Source organism: Microbacterium sp. P5_B6 (assembly GCF_056400345.1).
In genome coordinates, this window is the sequence record NZ_JBFULL010000005.1 from 146231 (window position 1) to 164452 (window position 18222).

The following is an 18222-nucleotide window of genomic DNA, read 5'->3' on the forward strand; positions in this document are numbered from 1 at the left end:
CGAAGGTATGTGGAGGAATACATTCCGGTCAAGAGCTCTGCACTCCTCCTCCACCGGGAAGGGCGATGCGCTCCGCCGGGTTGGCGTCGTGGCACAGCCATGCCCGCGCTCGGCCCGGCGCGCAGTACGGCGGAAGGGCCCGATCGGCACTCAGGGCGCGGAAATCGGCGGCCAGCGTGGCGTCCACCACCAGCGAGTATTCATTCCGGACCCTCGTCAGCAGCTGCCACTGTCGCTGCCAGTCGTCGGCGTCACCGACGAACACTGTCGCACCGGAGCCGCCCTCGATCCCGGCATCCGCGACGGGAACGACCCGGATGCCTCGCCCCTCCCACTCGGCGAGCGCGGCGCGTGAGGCGGGCGACCTCCGTGCGACGAAGCCTGTCACGCCCTCGACGGGGAACCACGGCGGCGGCTCGGTCAACGCCCGCGGTGCCGTATGCGGGGTCACCGCGACCTGGACGGCGCGACCGTCGAGGCGGGCCCGGCCCGCGGGCTGGTCGCCCGCGTAGTGCACCCCTTCCCCTCCGATGGCCAAGTACTCCGCGCGCGTCGATGCGGGCAGGAGCACCCGGCGGGGCAGCAGTTCGGCGATGCGGGACGCCGAGCCGGTGAGCCGCTGGGCGGCGGCGACCACCAGCACGCCCTGGTCGCCCGCGCCGCGGACGAATCGCTCCAGGCGCTCGCCGAGCTCCGCCGCGTATTCGTGCGGGAAGCGCCCGGAAAGGGCGTCCAGATCGTCGATCAGGATGGTCGAGCCGCGCGGCGGAGGCGCATCGACCAGCTGAGCGACGGCATCCCATGCCGCCTCGGGATCAGAAGGGACGACGAACGCAGCGACCGACTGCGCCGCGAGCGTGCGGAGAGCCGTCGACTTGCCGGTGCCTGACGCTCCGACGACGAGCACCCCGCGGTCGTCGACGTGCACGACGGCCGGTACCTGGCGCTGGCGGTCCGGCTCGTCGGCGAGCCCCAGCAGGAGCTCACCCGGCCCTATGCCTTCCCGAGAAAGCTGGTGCAGTTCGATCCGGGTCGGAAGATCGGGGAGCCACGGCCTGCGCGGACGGTGGCCGTCGGAACCCTCGATGATCCGCGTGATGTCGGCCGGAGACGACAGCGCGACGCGCAGGCGTCGTGGGGCGGGGTCGCCGGCTCTCCGCATCAGCGCCACACCGCGATCCGCCAGCCCGCCTGCCAATCGCGCGGCGTCATCCGTTCCGATGACCGCCCGGCTGTCGGCGGCATCGGCGACGCGGAGGCTCACGCGCAGCGGGCAGTTCGCCAAGAGGGCGTCGCGCACCACCCCGGCTACCCGCTGCGTGCCGAGCACGAGGTGCATGCCGAGTGCGCGTCCTCGCGCCGCGATGTCGGTGAAGACGGCATGCAGTTCGGGATGATCGCCGAGCAGCGCGGCGAATTCATCGACGACGACCACAAGCCGCGGCAGCTCCACGCGAGGATCCAGGATGTCGCGTGCGCCGCAGCGCGCCAGCTCGGCTTCGCGCCATCTCACCTCGGCGCGGAGGCTCTCGATGGCGCGGCGCGCGCCCGCTCCGTCGAGATCGGTGATGACTCCTGTGACGTGCGGCAGGTCGGCGAGGGCGTCGAAGGCGGTGCCGCCCTTGAAGTCCGCGAGGAGGAAGCTCACCTCGCGCGGCGAGCGGGAGGCGCACAGCGCCAGCACCCACGTCACCAGAAGCTCGCTCTTTCCGCTTCCCGTCATTCCGGCGACCACCGCGTGCGGCCCGTCCGCGACGAGATCCACGACGGCCTCTCCGGTGTCTTCGAGCCCGATCACCGCGCCGAGGCCCGCGAGGGCGACCCCCGGAAGGAGCGAGCCGAGAGCCACCGGGGCCGCGGCCTCGACGCGTGGCAGTTCCCCCGCGAGGGCCGCCAGCTGCGCCGCGATGTGCTCGGCCTGCGCGAGCGCGACGGCCTCCACCGCGATGTGGCGTGCCTCACCGCCTGCGTCCAGTCGGGCGTCGGCCGGTGAGCTGACCGTCAGCACAGCGGCGCACGCCGGGGGAACGCGGGCTGACGGGTCCACTCGCACGATGGCGAGTTCAGCGTCCGGCGGTACCGGCGCCCCCTGGGCGACAAGGGCCAGGGCGGTGCCGGCCGTCGCCGCGCGGTGCGGCAGCCGCTCCACCCAGCTGTCCTCGGCTGCCAGGGGACCGACGATCCTCAGCTCGCCGGGAGGCTGGGCGAGACACGCCTGCAGGACGAGGGCGCGCGCAACGGCCGCCGCGAGCACGGGCGTCGCGACGACGGCGATCGCCCCTGACGCGGGGAGGATGACGGGTGCATCCTTGACGATCCGCGCCCGCCGACGCAGCGCGGCGCTGCGTTCGTCCGGGCCGCCCCCCGAGAGCTGCAGGCCGGTGGGTGCATCCCCTGTCCCCGCCACGAGACCCTCACCGCGCGCCGCGACGGCACGCCAGATCTCGTCCGCGTCCATCAGGAAGCCGGCGACGTCGGGATGCTGCGCCCGTCGTCGCGCTCGCTCGCGCTCGTGTCGCGCCGCGATGTCGTCCTCCACCCGGGCGAGCGCGGCATCCCTGTTCCGCTCCGCCCGCCGCCGCTCCTTGCGCCCCGCGCGTCTGCCGTCGAGGAACGTCGCGCCGGCGATGAGCGGCCCGAGGAGAGCAAGCCACAGCGAGAGCATCGACCCCGTCACGAGCCACAGCATGACCGCCCCGACCAGTGGCACGACCATGGCGAGGATCGGCAGGGGCGCGCGCAGCGGAGCCGGGGCTTCGGGAGGAAGCGTCAGCGGCTCGTCGTAGTACTCGAGCGGATCGTGGCGCAGAGAACCAGGGAATGACACGATCCCAGCGAACCGCTGCCGCGGCCCCCGGCCGAGCCGGGTGTCGAGGGTCGGGGAGAAGCTCTGTCAGCTCGCCGCTGTGGAGGACTCGGTCTGCACCGCGACGTCGAGGACGATGATCGTGATGTTGTCGCGGCCGCCGTTCTCGAGCGCGGCGTCGAGCATCGCCTTCACCGCATCGGCGGGATCCGCATGCTCGTCGAGGAAGTGCTGGATGCCGTAGTCGGTGAGCTCCTTCGTGAGCCCGTCTGAGCAGATCACGAAGCGGTCGCCGTTGACGATGTCGAGACGCACATAGTCGGGCCGTGCACCCTCGCTGGGACCCACCGCGCGCGTGATGACGTTGCCGTAGGGATGGTTCTCGGCCTCTTCGGGGCTCAAGCGGCCAGCCGCGACGAGCTCCTGCACGACGGAGTGATCGGTGGTGATCTGAACCAGAGTCCCGTCACGAAGCAGGTACACGCGCGAGTCGCCGATGTTGAGCGTCACCCACTGCGGCTGGTCATCGGAATCATCGAGGAAGACGCCCGTCAGCGTGGTGCCCGTGCCGTCGTCGGTCGTCTCGGGATGCGAGGCGATGTCTTTGACAGCGCGAACGAGGCCCTTCTCGATCGACTTCGCCGTCACCCGGCCTGCATCGACGACTCCGCGGAGCCGGTCGACGGTGCTGGAGCTCGCGATCTCACCGCCGAGGTGGCCGCCCATGCCGTCCGCGACCACGAAGAGCGGATAGGCCGTCAGCACGGCGTCCTGGTTGATCTCGCGCCGGCGACCGGTATCGGTCACCGCGGCCCACGAGAGCTCGATGGTGCCGGCGCGGTCTCCCTCGCCGAAAGGCACCGAACGATGCTGGGTGGATACTTCGGGCACGCCGCTATCCTCCCTGAGTGAAGCGGACCGATTGGACCGCAGACGTGCTCACATCCTAGTAGACGCTCACTCCTCTGCTTCGAGCAGGGCCTCGATCACCGCCGCACGCGCTCCGCCATCCGCCGGCATGGTCGCTCCGGCTGCGGCGAAGGGCGGCGCCTCCTCGCTCTCGTCATCGATCGCGGCCTCGAACTGGGCGTTGTACAGGCGCCAGTACGCACCCCGGGCGCGCAGGAGCTCGTCGTGGGAACCCTGCTCGACGATCGCGCCGCTCTCCATCACGAGGATGAGGTCGGCATCCCGGATCGTCGAAAGGCGATGCGCGATGACGAAGGCGGTGCGGTCTGCGCGGAGGCGTGACATCGCGCGCTGGATGAGCAGCTCGGTGCGGGTGTCGACCGATGACGTCGCCTCGTCGAGGATGAGGATGCGCGGATCGGCGAGGAAGGCGCGCGCGATCGTGATGAGCTGCCGCTCGCCCACGCTGAGGTTCGTGGCGTCGTCGTCGAGCGGAGTGTCGTATCCGTCCGGCAGTGCGTGCACGAAACGGTCCACGTAGGCCGCCGTCGCCGCCTCGATGATGTCGCCCTCAGTGGCGTCCGGGCGCCCGTAGGCGATGTTCTCGCGGATGGTGCCGGAGAACAGCCAGGTGTCCTGCAGCACCATCCCCGTGCGTGAGCGCAGGTCGTCGCGGGTCATGCGGCGGGTGTCGATGGGGGCCCCGTCGATCCCAGGGGCCTCGAGGGTGATGCGCCCGCTGTCGACGTCGTAGAACCGCATGATGAGGTTKACCAGCGTGGTCTTGCCGGCACCCGTCGGTCCGACGATGGCGACCGTGCTTCCCGGCTTCGCCTCGAGCGAGAGGTCGTCGATGAGCGGCTTGTCTTCCGCGTACCGGAACGACACGTTCTCGAACGCCAGGTGGCTCGCCGAGGGCGACGCCGTCTCGGCGTCGGCGTCGTCGGGCGTCTCCTCGTCTTCGTCGAGGAGCTCGAAGACCCGCTCGGCGCTCGCCACCCCGGACTGGAGGAGGTTCGCCATCGAGCCCAGCTGGCTGAGCGGCTGGGTGAACTGGCGCGAGTACTGGATGAACGCCTGCACGTCGCCGATCGACATCTGCCCGTTGGCGACCATCAGACCGCCGACCACCGCGATGGCCACGTAGACGAGGTTTCCGATGAACATCATGGCGGGCATGATGATGCCCGAGAGGAACTGCGCCCCGAAGCTCGCCCGGTAGACCTCTTCGTTCTCGGTGCGGAATTGCGCCTCGGCCTCTTTCTGGTGGCCGAAGACCTTCACGATCGAGTGACCCGAGAACGTCTCCTCGACGCGGGCGTTCAGGACGCCGGTCGCCGCCCACTGGGCGATGAACATCTTCTGCGATCTCTTCGCGACGATCACCGTGATCACGATCGTCAGCGGGATGGTGACGAGGGCGATCGTGGCGAGCAGCGGCGAGATGATGAACATCATCACGAGCACGCCGATGACGGTCAGCAGCGAGATGACGACCTGCGACAGCGTCTGCTGCATCGTCTGCCCGATGTTGTCGACGTCATTCGTCACGCGGCTGAGCAGCTCTCCGCGCTGCACCCGGTCGAAGTAGCGCAGGGGCAGACGGTGGATCTTCGCCTCGACCTGGAGGCGGAGGCGGTTCATCGCCCGCTGGACGATTCCGTTGAGGATGCGGGCCTGCAGCCACGCGAAGAGGCTCGCGAAGACGTAGACGGCAAGCGTCACGGCGACGATCCTGAACAGCTGCTCGAAGTCGATGCCGGCGCCGGGGACGAAGTCCATCGCCGAGAGCATCTCGGCCTGCTGCGAGTTGCCCTGGGCGATCAGGCCGTCGATGACCTGCTGCTTCGTCAGACCCTCGGGGGTCTGAAGCGACACGTAGCCGGCGAACACGATGTTGGTCGCCTCGCCGAGCAGCTTGGGTCCCATGACGGAGAGCGCGACGCTCACCACGCCGAGCACGAGGACCACGATCAGCAGCGGAGTGTCGGTGCGGAGCGTGGCGAGCAGTCTTTTCGCGCTCGGGCCGAAGTTCTGCGCCTTCTCCCCCGGGCCCGCCTGGCCCATGGGGCCGCGCTGCATGGGCATCCGGCGGGGAGCCGCCGTGCTCTGTGCGCCGCTCATGCCGTCGCCTCCGCCGCGAGCTGCGACTCGACGATCTCGCGATACGTCTCATTCGACTCGACGAGCTCGTCGTGGGTGCCGACCCCGACCATGCGGCCGTGGTCGAGGACGATGATCTGGTCGGCGTGCTGGATCGTCGTCACGCGCTGCGCGACCACGATCCGGGTCGCCTCGGGCAGGTGCGTGTCGAGTGCGTGCCGGAGGGCAGCATCCGTTCGCAGATCGAGTGCCGAGAACGAGTCGTCGAACACGTAGATGCCGGGTCTCTTGGCGAGTGCGCGCGCGATGGYGAGGCGCTGGCGCTGTCCGCCCGACACATTGGTGCCGCCCTGCGCGATGGGCGCCTCGAGACCGCCCTCCATCGAGGCGACGAAGCGCTTGGCCTGTGCGAGCTCGAGCGCCCGCCACAGCTCCTCGTCGGTGGCCTGGTCATCGCCGTAGCGCAGGTTCGAGGCGACGGTGCCGGAGAACAGGAAGGCCCGCTGCGGGATGAGTCCGATGCGCTTCCAGAGCAGGTCGGGCTCATATCTGCGCACATCCACGCCGTCGACGCGCACGGCTCCCGCCGTCACATCGAAGAGCCGGGCGACGAGACCGACGAGTGTGGTCTTGCCCGAGCCGGTCGAACCGATGATGGCGGTGGTGGTGCCGGGTTCGACGGTGAAGGTGAGGTCGTGGAGCACGGCCTCCTCTGCCCCGGGGTAGGCGAAGTCGACGTGCTCGAACTCGACCCGGCCGACAGCGGAAGGGGCAGCCGCGGGGTCTGCGGGCGCCGCAACCGACGGGTCGGTGTCGAGCACCTCGCCGATGCGGTTCGCGCAGACCGCCGCGCGCGGGATCATGACGAACATGAAGGTCGCCATCATGACCCCCATGAGGATCTGCATGAGGTAGTTGAGGAACGCGAAGAGGGTGCCGATCTCGACGCCGTTCTCCTGCACCTGGAATGCGCCGAACCAGATCACGGCGACGCTGGAGACGTTCATGACGAGCATCACCGCGGGGAACATCAGCGCCATGAGATTGCCGGCCCGAAGGCCTGTCGCCATGACGTCCTCGCTCGCCGTCTCGAAGCGGTCGCGCTCCTCGCTCTCGCGGACGAAGGCACGGATGACCCGGATGCCGGTCAGCTGCTCGCGCATGATCTGGTTGACGCGGTCGATCTTCTTCTGCATCTGGGTGAACGCGGGAACCATCCGCACCACGATGAGTCCCACGATGATGAGGAGGATCGGGATCGCGACGGCCATGAGCCACGACAGCCCCGCATCCTGGCGGACGGCCATGATGACGCCGCCGATCGCCAGCATGGGCGCCGAGATCATCAGCGTCGCCGAGACCTGCACCAGCATCTGCACCTGCTGCACGTCGTTGGTGTTGCGCGTGATGAGGGATGGGGGACCGAACTGGCCGACCTCGCGCTGCGAGAAGGCGACGACGCGGTGGAACAGGTCTCCGCGCACATCGCGGCCCATCCCCATCGCGAGGCGCGAGCCGAAGTACACCGCGACGACGGAGCAGACGACCTGCACGAGGCTCACTCCCAGCATGACGACGCCCGTCTGCAGGATGTAGTCGATGTCGCCCGTGACCACGCCGTTGTCGATGATGTTGGCGTTGAGCGTCGGGAGCATCAGCGACGCGATGGACTGCGCCAACTGGAAGATGACGACGCCGACGATCAGGAGCCACGCGGGACTCAGATATCTGACGAGGAGTTTGCCCAGCACGAAGGGTCCTTCCGCGCGCGTTGTCACCCGCTCTGGCGGTCCGTGCGCGAGATTCGACGCTACGCCCCAGCGCCGACACCAGACAAACCCTGAGCGTGCGCTGTGAGCGAACCGCGCTATGAGCCGTCGGGCGCGGGGAAGATCACGTCGATCTCGTACAGGTCTGCGACGGTGGGTGCCCACGCCGTGGCAGCGGCCGCGTTCGCGTGAACCTGCTCGGGGCTGGTCGCGCCCGCGATGACGCTCGACAGCGCCCCATGCGACAGCAGCCACCCGAAGGTCGCCTCGAGCATCGTGATCCCGCGCTCATCGCAGAACGCCTGGTACGCGTCGAGCGCCTCCCACGGCGCGTTCTGGTACAGGTGCGGCCGCTGACGCATGATGCGGCTGTCGGCGGGAGCGGCATCCCGGGTGAACTTGCCGGTCAGCAGCCCGTTCTGAAGCGGGAAGTAGGGGAAGAATCCGAGTCCGAAGCGCTCGGCCGCCGGCAGGATCTCCCTCTCGGCACCCCGTGCCAGCAGGCTGTAGTTGTTCTGAGCCGACACGAACGGCACAGTACCGCGGTCCCGTGCGACGTAGTGGGCTTCGGCAGTCTCCCAGCCGGTGAAGTTCGAATGCCCGATGTAGCGGACCTTCCCCTCGCGCACGAGATCGGTCAGTGCGTCCAGTGTCTCGTCGATGGGCGTCTGAGGGTCGGGCGTGTGCAGCTGGTAGAGGTCGATCCAGTCGGTCTGAAGACGGGAGAGGGATGCCTCGACCGCACGCCGCACGTGAGTGCGAGAAGCCTTCGCGCCGCCGAGGACGCCCCTCGCGAAATCGCTGTGCCCGAACTTGGTCGCGACGACCACCTGGTCGCGGCGACCCTTGAGAGCGTCGCCCATGAGCGTCTCAGAAAGCCCCGGCTCCCGGCCGTAGATGTCTGCGGTGTCGAGGAATGTCACCCCGGCGTCGATCGCGGCATCCAGGACATCGCGGGTGCCCGCGAGGGTCTCGGTCTTGGTGCCCGCCCGGCCGAAGTTGTTGCAGCCGAGGCCTACGGCGGACACGAGCAGACCGGACGCGCCGACGCGACGCAGGGGAACGGGGATCGAAGTCATGCGGTCCACGCTATCCCGCGGGTCGGCAGCGATGGCAAGGGCCGCACGCAGAAGTGAGCCCCCGCCGTTSGGCGGGGGCTCACGACATGATCAGACGATGCGCGGGTTCTCCGGCTCCGGCGACACCGGCGGCTCCGGCGTGATCGGAGGCGCCGGCTCGGGCACCACCGGGGGTGCCGGCTCAGGCGTGACCGGCGGCGGAGGCTCCACCGGAGGCGCCGGGAAGGCGGGCGGTTCGGCGGGAGCGGGAGGCTCGGGCGCGATCGGGGCCTGCGGGGCCGCGGGCGGCTCGGGCGCGACAGGCGCCTGAGGGGCCGACGGCGGCTCGGGCGCGGACGCAGCGGATGGCGCCGGTGCGTAGCCCTCCGGCGGGGCAGGCGGGGGGCTGTAGCCGGCCGGCGGGGCGGCGTAGTCCGCGGGCGGAGGCGTGTAGGCAGGTGGCTCCGCATACGCGGTAGGTGCGGCCGCATATCCCACCGGGGGCGCTCCGGGCGGGGGCGGGTAGGCGCCGGGTGCGCCGTAGCCCGGGGCGGCGGGGTAAGACCCTGCCTGCGCGGGCACGCCGGCCCATGTCGTGCCGTCGCGGAGGAACCCGTTTCCGGCCCACGGCGCGGGCGCGATGGCGGGGTTCCAGCGCGAGCGGTCGAACCCGAGGATGCCGAGCCAGACGAGGGGCAGGAAGAAGTAGAGGATGAGCCACGCTGCTTCCTTCTGCAGCTTGAGCCCGACCCGCCACGCGGCGAGCAGTGTGACGACGAAGACCGCGATCGACCCGATCCAGCCGAGTCCGATGAATCCCAGGACGAAGGTGAGCCCGATCCCGTAGAGCACCAGCCAGGGGCTGAGATCGCCGAGCTTCGAGAAGATCGTCAGGTTGTAGACGGGGACCCACGCACGCCAGCGGCCCTGCACGCCCGCCTTGTCGAAGATCTTCATCAGGAACCACGACCCCAGCACGTAGGTCGCGAGCGCGAAGATCGTCAGGATGAAGAAGAGCAGTCCGAAGATCGCCAACCCCGCCCCGTCGTAGTAGTTGTCCATCGCGTTCCTTTCCGGAATCTCTGCGGACGTGTGACCACGCCACGGGACACGAGCCCGCCGAGTCACATGCTAGCGATGAGCGAGGCGCGAAGTCGGGCAATTCGGCGGGGATGCCTCGCCGCGTCGTGACAGGCTCGCTAGCCTGGCGAGTGCCCCTCCGCGAAAGGATCACCATGAGCGAGACCACCCCCACTCCCCCGCCCCTGCCTGAGCAGCCGGCCGACCAGGCAGCCGCGCGCCTCGCCGCGACCCCTCCGGAGACATCAGCCGGCCCCGCCTACAGTGCCGCGAGCGACCCCGATGACACAGGCGTGCCCACCGTGGTCGGTGAAGCATCGGACATCGGGCGCGGGTTCCTCAGCGCTCTCTTCGACATCTCGTTCCGCACGTTCATCACGCGCCGCCTCGCGAGCGCGTTCTACGTCGTCGGCCTCATCGCCATCGGCATCGGCTTCCTGGTGTGGTTCGTCCGGGGCATCTGGGTCGGCATCGACCTGATCTCGTTCAACCCGGGCGCCGGGGTGTCGCTGCTCGTCTCGACGCTCATCCTGGTGCCGATCGCGACGTTCCTCGCGATCGTGGTGCTCCGGTTCATCATCGAGGCCGTGGTGGCACTCATCGCGATCGCGGAGAACACGCAGCGAACGGCCGACAACACGGAGCGCTGACCGCCGCGAGGCACCGCCGCGCTGTCACGCGAAGAGCTCGATCTCGCCAGCCGGGTTCTCGCGCACACGCAGGTCGGCGGCATCCGCCCATCGGAGGAAGCCCGTGCGCGAGGCGACACGCGGCCGATCGACGGCGAGCCGTCGCACGAGCGCGCCCTTCGCGTGCTTGTTGAAGTGATTGAGCGCCCTCACCGCGCCGTCCTGGCTCTCCGTGACGACGCGCACATACGCGGAGGGGACGGATGCCGGCACCGGGCCGAGTCCCACGTAGGCCTCCGACCGCAGATCGAGGATGAAGCGCGGCGCCGAGGCGTCGATCGCCGCCGAGACCGCTGCGGCCCAGAGGCGGCGGAGCGGCGGCACGCCGGGCAGCGACGTCGCCGCGCCGAGCCGGTACGTGGGAATGCGGTCGAGCGCGCCCACCGGCCCGAGGGGCGCCGAGTGGATGAGGACGTGCCTGCCCAGCCATGAACGGGCGGTGGAGTCGAGGGATGCCGGATCCAGGGCGTCGTAGAGCACGCCGGTGTAGCGGTCCACGGCGGGCATGACGGGCGCCGTCATCACGCGGGCGTTGTCGTCGATGTCGCCGAGCTGAGTGGCGCCGAGCTTGAGCACGCGGGCGGCGTTCGCGGCATCCTTCGACAGATCTTCGAGCGCTCTCAGAACCTGCGCACGCTGCTCGCGCAGGGAGGGCAACGCCAGGGCGTCCAGGTCGAGGGCCCGCCGCGACCCCCCGCTTCGTTTTGTCTCCGACGGCGGAAGAAGAATCAGCATCGAGTGCCGGCGGTTGTTGAGCAGCCCGCGAAGCGCGCGTATCGAAACACGGACGGCGGGAGGAGGATCAGCATCGAGTCCCAGCGGTTGTTGAGCAGCCCGGGTAGCGGGCGTGTCGAAACACGGAAATGCGACGCGCCGCCCGGACGAATCCGGACGGCGCGACAGCGGAGTGCGATCAGGCGATGAGGGCGGCGTTTCCGGCGACGATCGAGACCTCGTCGCCATCCATCGACAGGAACCCGTCCTGCGCGTTGGCGATGATCTTCGATCCGTCGGCCTGGGTGATCCGCACCTGGCCCTCGGCGAGCACGGCGAGGACCGGCTCGTGACCGGGCATGAAGCCGATCTCACCCAGGACGGTCTTGGCGACGACGAGCGACGCCTCTCCCGACCAGATCTCGGACTCAGCCGAGACGAGGCTCACCTTGAGCGGCATGTCAGCCGTTCTCCTTCTGGATCTGCGCCCACTTCTCCTCGACGTCGCCGATACCGCCGACGTTGAAGAACGCCTGCTCGGCGACGTGGTCGAAGTCGCCCTTGACGATGGCGTCGAACGACTCGATGGTCTCCTTGATCGGGACCGTGGAGCCCTCGACGCCGGTGAACTTCTTCGCCATGTAGGTGTTCTGCGACAGGAACTGCTGGATGCGGCGCGCGCGCGCGACGACGACCTTGTCTTCCTCGGAGAGCTCGTCGACACCGAGGATCGCGATGATCTCCTGGAGCTCCTTGTTCTTCTGGAGGATCTGCTTCACGGCGGTGGCCACGCGGTAGTGGTCGGCGCCGATGTAGCGGGGGTCGAGGATGCGGCTCGTGGACGAGAGCGGGTCGACGGCCGGGTAGAGGCCCTTCGACGCGATCTCGCGGCTCAGCTCGGTCGTCGCGTCGAGGTGCGCGAAGGTCGTCGCCGGGGCCGGGTCGGTGTAGTCGTCGGCGGGGACGTAGATCGCCTGGAGCGACGTGATCGAGTGACCGCGGGTCGAGGTGATGCGCTCCTGCAGGACACCCATCTCGTCCGCGAGGTTCGGCTGATAGCCGACCGCGGACGGCATGCGACCGAGCAGAGTCGAGACCTCGGAGCCGGCCTGCGTGAAGCGGAAGATGTTGTCGATGAACAGCAGCACGTCCTGCTTCTGGACGTCGCGGAAGTACTCCGCCATGGTCAGCGCCGACAGCGCGACGCGCAGGCGCGTCCCCGGCGGCTCGTCCATCTGGCCGAACACGAGGGCGGTCTTGTCGAAGACGCCCGCCTCTTCCATCTCGTGGATGAGGTCGTTGCCCTCACGGGTGCGCTCGCCCACACCGGCGAACACCGACACGCCGCCGTGGTCCTGTGCGACGCGCTGGATCATCTCCTGGATGAGGACCGTCTTGCCGACGCCGGCACCGCCGAACAGGCCGATCTTTCCGCCCTGCACGTACGGCGTGAGCAGGTCGATGACCTTGATGCCCGTCTCGAACATCTGGGTCTTCGACTCGAGCTGGTCGAAGCTCGGTGCCTGGCGGTGGATGCCCCAGCGCTCGGTGATCTCGATCTTCTCGTCCGGGTCGGCGTTGAGGATGTCACCGGTCACGTTGAAGACGCGACCCTTGGTGACGTCGCCCACGGGGACCGTGATGGGGCCGCCCGTGTCGCGCACCTCCTGACCGCGGACGACGCCGTCGGTCGGCTTGAGCGCGATGGCGCGAACGAGGTCGTCGCCGAGGTGCTGTGCGACCTCGAGCGTGAACTCGGTCGTGACGCCCTCGACGGTGACGGTCGTCTTGAGGGCGTTGTAGATGTCGGGGATCGAGTCGTGCGGGAACTCGATGTCGACGACAGGACCCGTGACGCGGGCGACGCGCCCGACGACAGGGGCTTCCGTCTTCTCTGCGGTGAGGCTCATGGCTTCATTCTCTTTCGTATGTCTACTTGCCCGACGCCAGAGCGTCGGCGCCGCCGACGATCTCGGCGATCTGCTGCGTGATCTCGGCCTGGCGTGCGTTGTTGCGCAGGCGTGTGTAGTCGGTGATGAGGTTGTCGGCGTTGTCGCTCGCGCTCTTCATCGCCTTCTGGGTCGCGGCGTGCTTCGCAGCCGAGGACTGCAGAAGCGCATTGAAGACGCGGCTCTGGATGTACACCGGCAGGAGTGCGTCCAGCACGACGCCCGCTTCGGGCTCGAACTCGTACAGCGGGTACACCTGGGTGCTCGACGCATCCGCTTCCACGACCTCGAGAGGCAGCAGACGGACAGTCTCGGGAGACTGCGTCATCATGCTCACGAAGCGGTTGTACACGAGGTTGATCTCGTCCACGCCGCCCTGCTCGCCGCCGCGGTCGTAGGCATCCAGCAGCACACCCGAGATCTCCTCCGCCGTGTGGAAGTGCGGCGTATCGGTGTCGCCCGTCCACTCGGCAGCGCTCGCCATGCGACGGAACTGGAAGTACCCGACGGCCTTGCGGCCCACGAGGTAGTACACCGGCTCCTTGCCCTGCGAGCGCAGGAGCTCGGCCAGCGCCAGGCCCTCGCGGAGGATCTGCGAGTTGAAGGCTCCTGCGAGGCCACGGTCGGACGCGAAGATCACGACGGCGGACCGCCGGATGACCTCACGCTCGGTCGTGAGCGGGTGGTCGACGTTGGAGTGCGTCGCGACCGCCGAGACGGCCCGCGTCACGGCGCGCGCGAACGGCGCCGAGGCGCGCACCCGCGCCATCGCCTTCTGGATGCGCGAAGCTGCGATGAGCTCCATCGCCTTCGTGATCTTCTTGGTCGTCTGAGCAGAAGCGATCTTCTGCTTGTAGACCCTGAGTTGTGCGCCCATGGTTGCTGTCCAGGGGTGCCGTTACCGGCGGCCCTTGACGATCTTCTCCTGGCTGACGTCGGCGGCGACCGCGGCCGCGTGCTCCTCGTGGCCCGGCTGGTTGATCGACTGACCGCCCTTGCCCGACTGGAATTCGAGGATGAACGCGTCGGTCACCTTCTCGAGCTCGGCGGCGGTGTCGTCGTCGAGCACGTTCGTGTCGCGCAGCGTCGTGAGGATGGACGTGCTGCGACGCAGGTAGTCCAGCAGCTCGCGCTCGAAGCGCAGGACGTCCTCGACGGCGATGCTGTCGAGCTTGCCCTTGGTCCCTGCCCAGACCGCGACGACCTGCTCCTCGACCGGGTACGGCGAGTACTGCGGCTGCTTCAGCAGCTCGGTCAGGCGCGCCCCGCGAGCCAGCTGGCGACGGGATGCTGCATCCAGGTCGCTCGCGAACATCGCGAACGCCTCGAGCGAGCGGTACTGGGCGAGCTCGAGCTTGAGCGTGCCGGAGACYTTCTTGATCGACTTCACCTGCGCATCGCCACCGACGCGCGACACCGAGATGCCCACGTCGACAGCGGGACGCTGGTTGGCGTTGAACAGGTCGGACTGCAGGAAGATCTGGCCGTCCGTGATCGAGATGACGTTGGTCGGGATGTACGCCGAGACGTCATTGGCCTTGGTCTCGATGATGGGGAGACCCGTCATCGAACCGGCGCCGAGCTCGTCGGACAGCTTCGCGCAGCGCTCCAGCAGACGGGAGTGCAGGTAGAAGACGTCACCCGGGTAGGCCTCGCGGCCCGGCGGGCGGCGCAGCAGCAGCGACACGGCGCGGTAGGCCTCGGCCTGCTTGGAGAGGTCATCGAAGATGATCAGGACGTGCTTGCCCTGGTACATCCAGTGCTGCCCGATCGCCGAGCCCGTGTACGGGGCGAGGTACTTGAAGCCGGCGGGGTCCGAAGCCGGAGCCGCGACGATCGTCGTGTACTCCATGGCGCCGGCATCTTCGAGGGCACCCTTGACGGATGCGATCGTCGAGCCCTTCTGGCCGATCGCGACGTAGATGCAGCGAACCTGCTTGTTGGTGTCGCCCGACTCCCAGTTGGCACGCTGGTTGATGATCGTGTCGATCGCGATCGCGGTCTTGCCGGTCTGGCGGTCGCCGATGATCAGCTGGCGCTGACCGCGGCCGATCGGGATCATGGCGTCGATCGCCTTGATGCCGGTCTGCATGGGCTCGTGGACGCTCTTGCGCTGCATCACGCCAGGTGCCTGCAGCTCGAGTGCGCGACGACCCTCGTTGGCGACGGCGCCGAGTCCGTCGATCGGGTTGCCGAGCGGGTCGACGACGCGACCCAGGTAGCCGTCACCCACGGGCACGGACAGGACCTCGCCGGTGCGCGTGACGGGCTGCCCGGCCTGGACGCCGGAGAACTCGCCCAGGACGACCACACCGATGGCGTGCTCGTCGAGGTTGAGGGCGAGACCGCTGGTGCCATCCTCGAAGGTCACCAGTTCGTTCGCCATGACGCCGGGCAGTCCCTCGACGTGGGCGATGCCGTCGCCGGCGTCGACGACGGTGCCGACCTCGGTCGCCGCCGCCCCGGTGGGCTCGTACGCGGCGACGAAGTCCTTCAGCGCGTCACGGATGACGTCGGGGCTGATAGTGATTTCTGCCATTGTCTTCCTTCGTTAAGTGGGGCCGTCCGCGAGTCGGGCCCCAAAGCCTCCGCGCGCGGGGGCGGGAAATCTGTGTTAGCCGGCGAGACGCTGGCGGAGGTCCGCGAGGCGTGCCGAGACGCTCGCGTCGATGACATCGTCTGCGATCTGCACGCGCACACCGCCGACGACCGAGGGGTCGACGACCGTGTTGAGCGTCACGACAGCGCCATATCGCTTGCCCAGTGCCGCAGCGAGTCGCTCGGACTGCGCGGCGCTCAGCGGAACAGCCGACACGACTGTGGCGACCTTGCGACCGCGCTCGTCGGCGACGAGGTCCATCGCGTGGGACAGCAGCTCCCGCACTCGGCGCTCGCGCGGCTGCTCGACGAGCGACGACGCGATCAGGACGGTGGCGGAGCTGGCGCGACCCTCGAGCAGCGAATGCACGAGAGCGCGCTTGGCTGCGGCATCCCCCAGTCGGCTGCCGAGTGCGAGTTCGAGCTGGGGGTTCGCCGCGATCGTGCGGGTGAACCCGAAGATCTCGCCCTCGACGTCGGCGCCGACGGCCGAACGCGCCGCAGCGCGCACCCCGAGCTCTTCGATCGAATCGACCAGGTCGTCCGCGGACGACCATCGCTGGGAGACGGCCGAGGTGAGCAACGACACCGTCGTGGGTCCCAGCGCCTTTCCGAACACGTCCGCGACCACCCGGGCACGGCCTTCGGCCGACGCCGACGAGTCGGCGAGGGCGCCCGCGAGCGGCGCCGACTCGCCCAGGGTGCGGGCGGCTGTGAACAGCTCGCTCGCGACCGTGAGGTCGACTCCCACGGCGGCGTCGAGCGCCGCCGTGGTCTTCGCGAGTGCCTGCGTGGTCGCGCTGCCCATTACGCCCTCGGTCCCGACGAAGCGGTCTCGGAAGCCTCGAGCTCCGCGAGGAAGCGATCGACGACGCCCTGGGCCTTCTTGTCGTCGGCGAGCGATTCGCCGATGACGCCGCCGGCCAGATCGATGGCGAGCGTGCCCACCTCACTGCGCAGCGACACGAGCGCGGTCTGACGCTCCGCTTCGATCTGCGAGTGAGCGGATGCCGTCAGACGAGCGGCCTCCGCGGATGCGGCATCCTTCGCCTCGGCGATGATCTTGCGGCCGTCCTCACGGGCGGCATCGCGGATCTCACCGGCCTCCTTGCGTGCACCGGCAAGCTGCGCCGTGTACTCCTCAAGAGCAGCCTCGGCACGCCGCTGAGCGTCGTCGGCCTTCGCGATGTTGCCCTCGATGGCCGTCGCACGCTCGTCCAGCAGCTTCTTGAGTCGCGGCAGCGCGACCTTCCAGAAGATGAAGAGGATGACGATGAAGCACACCGACGACCAGATGATGTCGTACCAGGCCGGGAGGAGCGGATTAGGCGTCTCGTGCTCTTCAGCGGCGAGTGTGACAAGAGCGTTGAGCATCCTGTCTCCTTACGTCGAAAGCTGAAATCAGTAGCCGAAGATGAATGCGGTCGCGATGCCGATGAAGGCGAGCGCCTCGGTGAAGGCGATACCGATCCACATCAGGACCTGGAGGCGGCCGGCGAGCTCGGGCTGACGTGCCACGCCCTCGATGGTCTTGCCCACGACGATACCCACACCGATGGCGGGGCCGATCGCTGCGAGACCGTAGCCGACGGTCGCGATGCTGCCGGAGACCTCGGCGAGAACCGTAGTTGCGTCCACGGGATTGTTTCCTTTCGGTTATGGGCGGCGCGAAGCCGACCCGCTCAGTGCTCTTCCGCCACCGCGAGCTGGATGTAGACCGCGGTGAGGAGGGCGAAGACGTAGGCCTGGAGGACGGCCACGAGGATTTCGAAGAGTGTGAAGGCGAACCCGAACGCGAGGCTTCCCGCGGCGAGGATGCTCCACCAGCCACCGGCCGTGAGGAGGAAGAACGAGGTGGCCGAGAAGAACAGGACGAGCAGCAGGTGGCCGACCATCATGTTCATGAGGAGTCGGAGCGTCAGCGTGATGGGCCGGATGATGAACGTCGAGATGAACTCGATCGGCGTCACGATGAAGTAGATCGGCCACGGAACGCCCGACGGGAAGAGCGAGTTCTTGAAGAAGTTCTTCGGGCTCTTCTTCACGCCGGCGTAGATGAACGTGACATAGCTCACGACCGCGAGCGTGAGCGGAACGGCGATGATCGCCGTTCCCGCGATGTTCAAGAACGGGATGATGCCCGTGATGTTCATGAACAGGATCATGAAGAACATCGTCGTGAGGATCGGCAGGAACCGATCTCCGTCCTTCTTGCCGAGCAGGTCGTGCGCGATGTTGGTGCGGACGAAGCCCAGACCCATCTCGACGAGGCTCTGGAATCGGCCCGGGATGATCGTCATCTTGCGGGTGCCGAGCCAGAACACCAGCACGACGGCGATGGTCGCGAGGATCTGGATGATGTGGATCCGCGTGATCGGAACCCCGAAGACCGTCGTGATGACGGCCGGGAAGAATTCATCGATCGACGGGGCGTGGAATTCGCCGCCGTCTTCGGCGGTGGTGGCGATCAGTGTCGCAGCGTGAATGAACAGCGCGGGCTCCAGCTTCGGGGCATCGGGATCAACCGTTGCGACGATGGTCGGTGAG

General features: G+C 68.5%; 17 protein-coding genes. 2 read left to right on the plus strand and 15 right to left on the minus strand.

Going from position 1 to position 18222, the window contains the following annotated elements; translation table 11 throughout:
• Positions 1-28 precede the first annotated feature (28 nt).
• The 6 genes from AC1DP3_RS08750 to AC1DP3_RS08775 form a co-directional block, all read right to left on the minus strand.
• Entirely contained in the window at positions 29-2827 is a 2799-nt protein-coding gene (locus AC1DP3_RS08750; RefSeq protein WP_477292771.1) for an FtsK/SpoIIIE domain-containing protein, read from the minus strand.
• A gap of 66 nt (positions 2828-2893) precedes the next feature.
• On the minus strand, positions 2894-3697 hold the full coding sequence (locus AC1DP3_RS08755; protein WP_477292772.1) for a PP2C family protein-serine/threonine phosphatase: 804 nt from the start codon (positions 3695-3697) through the stop codon (positions 2894-2896).
• Positions 3698-3763: 66 nt separating this feature from the next.
• A complete protein-coding gene (locus AC1DP3_RS08760; protein ID WP_477292773.1) occupies positions 3764-5839 on the minus strand; it encodes an ABC transporter ATP-binding protein in 2076 nt (691 codons plus the stop codon).
• The gene (locus AC1DP3_RS08765; protein WP_477292774.1) at positions 5836-7569 is read right to left on the minus strand and encodes an ABC transporter ATP-binding protein; all 1734 of its coding nucleotides are present in this window, start codon (positions 7567-7569) and stop codon (positions 5836-5838) included. Before AC1DP3_RS08765 ends, AC1DP3_RS08760 begins: the two co-directional genes overlap by 4 nt.
• Before the next feature lie 116 nt (positions 7570-7685).
• Positions 7686-8666, minus strand: coding sequence for an aldo/keto reductase (locus AC1DP3_RS08770; RefSeq protein ID WP_477292775.1), 981 nt, complete (start codon positions 8664-8666; stop codon positions 7686-7688).
• Between the two features lie 90 nt (positions 8667-8756).
• Positions 8757-9707 carry a hypothetical protein gene (locus AC1DP3_RS08775; RefSeq protein ID WP_477292776.1) on the minus strand — a complete coding sequence of 317 codons (951 nt, stop codon included), beginning with the start codon at positions 9705-9707 and terminating at the stop codon, positions 8757-8759.
• A gap of 173 nt (positions 9708-9880) precedes the next feature.
• Between AC1DP3_RS08775 and AC1DP3_RS08780 the strand changes: the two genes are divergently transcribed.
• Positions 9881-10375, plus strand: coding sequence for a DUF4282 domain-containing protein (locus tag AC1DP3_RS08780; RefSeq protein WP_477292777.1), 495 nt, complete (start codon positions 9881-9883; stop codon positions 10373-10375).
• Positions 10376-10399: 24 nt separating this feature from the next.
• On the opposite strand, the gene AC1DP3_RS08785 is transcribed toward AC1DP3_RS08780, so the two are convergent.
• From AC1DP3_RS08785 to atpB, 9 genes are all read right to left on the minus strand, one after another.
• The gene (locus AC1DP3_RS08785; protein WP_477292778.1) at positions 10400-11149 is read right to left on the minus strand and encodes a YaaA family protein; all 750 of its coding nucleotides are present in this window, start codon (positions 11147-11149) and stop codon (positions 10400-10402) included.
• A gap of 178 nt (positions 11150-11327) precedes the next feature.
• Positions 11328-11588: a F0F1 ATP synthase subunit epsilon gene (locus tag AC1DP3_RS08790; RefSeq protein WP_477292779.1), complete on the minus strand. Its 261-nt coding sequence runs from the start codon at positions 11586-11588 to the stop codon at positions 11328-11330.
• 1 nt (position 11589) lies between these two features.
• Positions 11590-13038 (minus strand): F0F1 ATP synthase subunit beta, encoded by a 1449-nt coding sequence (atpD, locus tag AC1DP3_RS08795; RefSeq protein WP_477292780.1) that lies wholly within the window; start codon positions 13036-13038, stop codon positions 11590-11592.
• A 22-nt stretch (positions 13039-13060) separates the two neighbouring features.
• On the minus strand, positions 13061-13954 hold the full coding sequence (locus AC1DP3_RS08800) for a F0F1 ATP synthase subunit gamma (protein ID WP_477292781.1): 894 nt from the start codon (positions 13952-13954) through the stop codon (positions 13061-13063).
• A gap of 21 nt (positions 13955-13975) precedes the next feature.
• Positions 13976-15616, minus strand: a complete 1641-nt coding sequence (atpA, locus tag AC1DP3_RS08805; protein WP_477292782.1) for a F0F1 ATP synthase subunit alpha — start codon at positions 15614-15616, stop codon at positions 13976-13978.
• A 75-nt stretch (positions 15617-15691) separates the two neighbouring features.
• Positions 15692-16483 (minus strand): F0F1 ATP synthase subunit delta, encoded by a 792-nt coding sequence (locus AC1DP3_RS08810; protein WP_477292783.1) that lies wholly within the window; start codon positions 16481-16483, stop codon positions 15692-15694.
• Complete coding sequence (locus AC1DP3_RS08815; RefSeq protein WP_477292784.1) at positions 16483-17049, minus strand: F0F1 ATP synthase subunit B; 567 nt, start codon at positions 17047-17049, stop codon at positions 16483-16485. Before AC1DP3_RS08815 ends, AC1DP3_RS08810 begins: the two co-directional genes overlap by 1 nt.
• Positions 17050-17076: 27 nt before the next feature.
• The gene (gene atpE / locus AC1DP3_RS08820) at positions 17077-17313 is read right to left on the minus strand and encodes an ATP synthase F0 subunit C (RefSeq protein ID WP_028496101.1); all 237 of its coding nucleotides are present in this window, start codon (positions 17311-17313) and stop codon (positions 17077-17079) included.
• 44 nt (positions 17314-17357) lie between these two features.
• A complete protein-coding gene (atpB, locus tag AC1DP3_RS08825) occupies positions 17358-18074 on the minus strand; it encodes a F0F1 ATP synthase subunit A (protein ID WP_477292903.1) in 717 nt (238 codons plus the stop codon).
• Between atpB and AC1DP3_RS08830 the strand changes: the two genes are divergently transcribed.
• Positions 18031-18159: a hypothetical protein gene (locus AC1DP3_RS08830; protein ID WP_477292785.1), complete on the plus strand. Its 129-nt coding sequence runs from the start codon at positions 18031-18033 to the stop codon at positions 18157-18159. The two genes, atpB and AC1DP3_RS08830, sit on opposite strands and share 44 nt — an antisense overlap.
• Positions 18160-18222: the final 63 nt, after the last annotated feature.

What these genes read in the sequence shown, in the direction of transcription:
- AC1DP3_RS08775 (WP_477292776.1), bottom strand. Translation starts at nt 9,707, where the DNA reads ATGGACAACTACTACGACGGGGCGGGGTTGGCGATCTTCGGACTGCTC.
- AC1DP3_RS08810 (WP_477292783.1), bottom strand. Translation starts at nt 16,483, where the DNA reads ATGGGCAGCGCGACCACGCAGGCACTCGCGAAGACCACGGCGGCGCTC.
- AC1DP3_RS08830 (WP_477292785.1), top strand. Translation starts at nt 18,031, where the DNA reads ATGATGTGGATCCGCGTGATCGGAACCCCGAAGACCGTCGTGATGACG.
- AC1DP3_RS08770 (WP_477292775.1), bottom strand. Translation starts at nt 8,666, where the DNA reads ATGACTTCGATCCCCGTTCCCCTGCGTCGCGTCGGCGCGTCCGGTCTG.
- AC1DP3_RS08800 (WP_477292781.1), bottom strand. Translation starts at nt 13,954, where the DNA reads ATGGGCGCACAACTCAGGGTCTACAAGCAGAAGATCGCTTCTGCTCAG.
- AC1DP3_RS08815 (WP_477292784.1), bottom strand. Translation starts at nt 17,049, where the DNA reads ATGCTCAACGCTCTTGTCACACTCGCCGCTGAAGAGCACGAGACGCCT.
- atpD (WP_477292780.1), bottom strand. Translation starts at nt 13,038, where the DNA reads ATGAGCCTCACCGCAGAGAAGACGGAAGCCCCTGTCGTCGGGCGCGTC.
- AC1DP3_RS08785 (WP_477292778.1), bottom strand. Translation starts at nt 11,149, where the DNA reads ATGCTGATTCTTCTTCCGCCGTCGGAGACAAAACGAAGCGGGGGGTCG.
- AC1DP3_RS08790 (WP_477292779.1), bottom strand. Translation starts at nt 11,588, where the DNA reads ATGCCGCTCAAGGTGAGCCTCGTCTCGGCTGAGTCCGAGATCTGGTCG.
- AC1DP3_RS08780 (WP_477292777.1), top strand. Translation starts at nt 9,881, where the DNA reads ATGAGCGAGACCACCCCCACTCCCCCGCCCCTGCCTGAGCAGCCGGCC.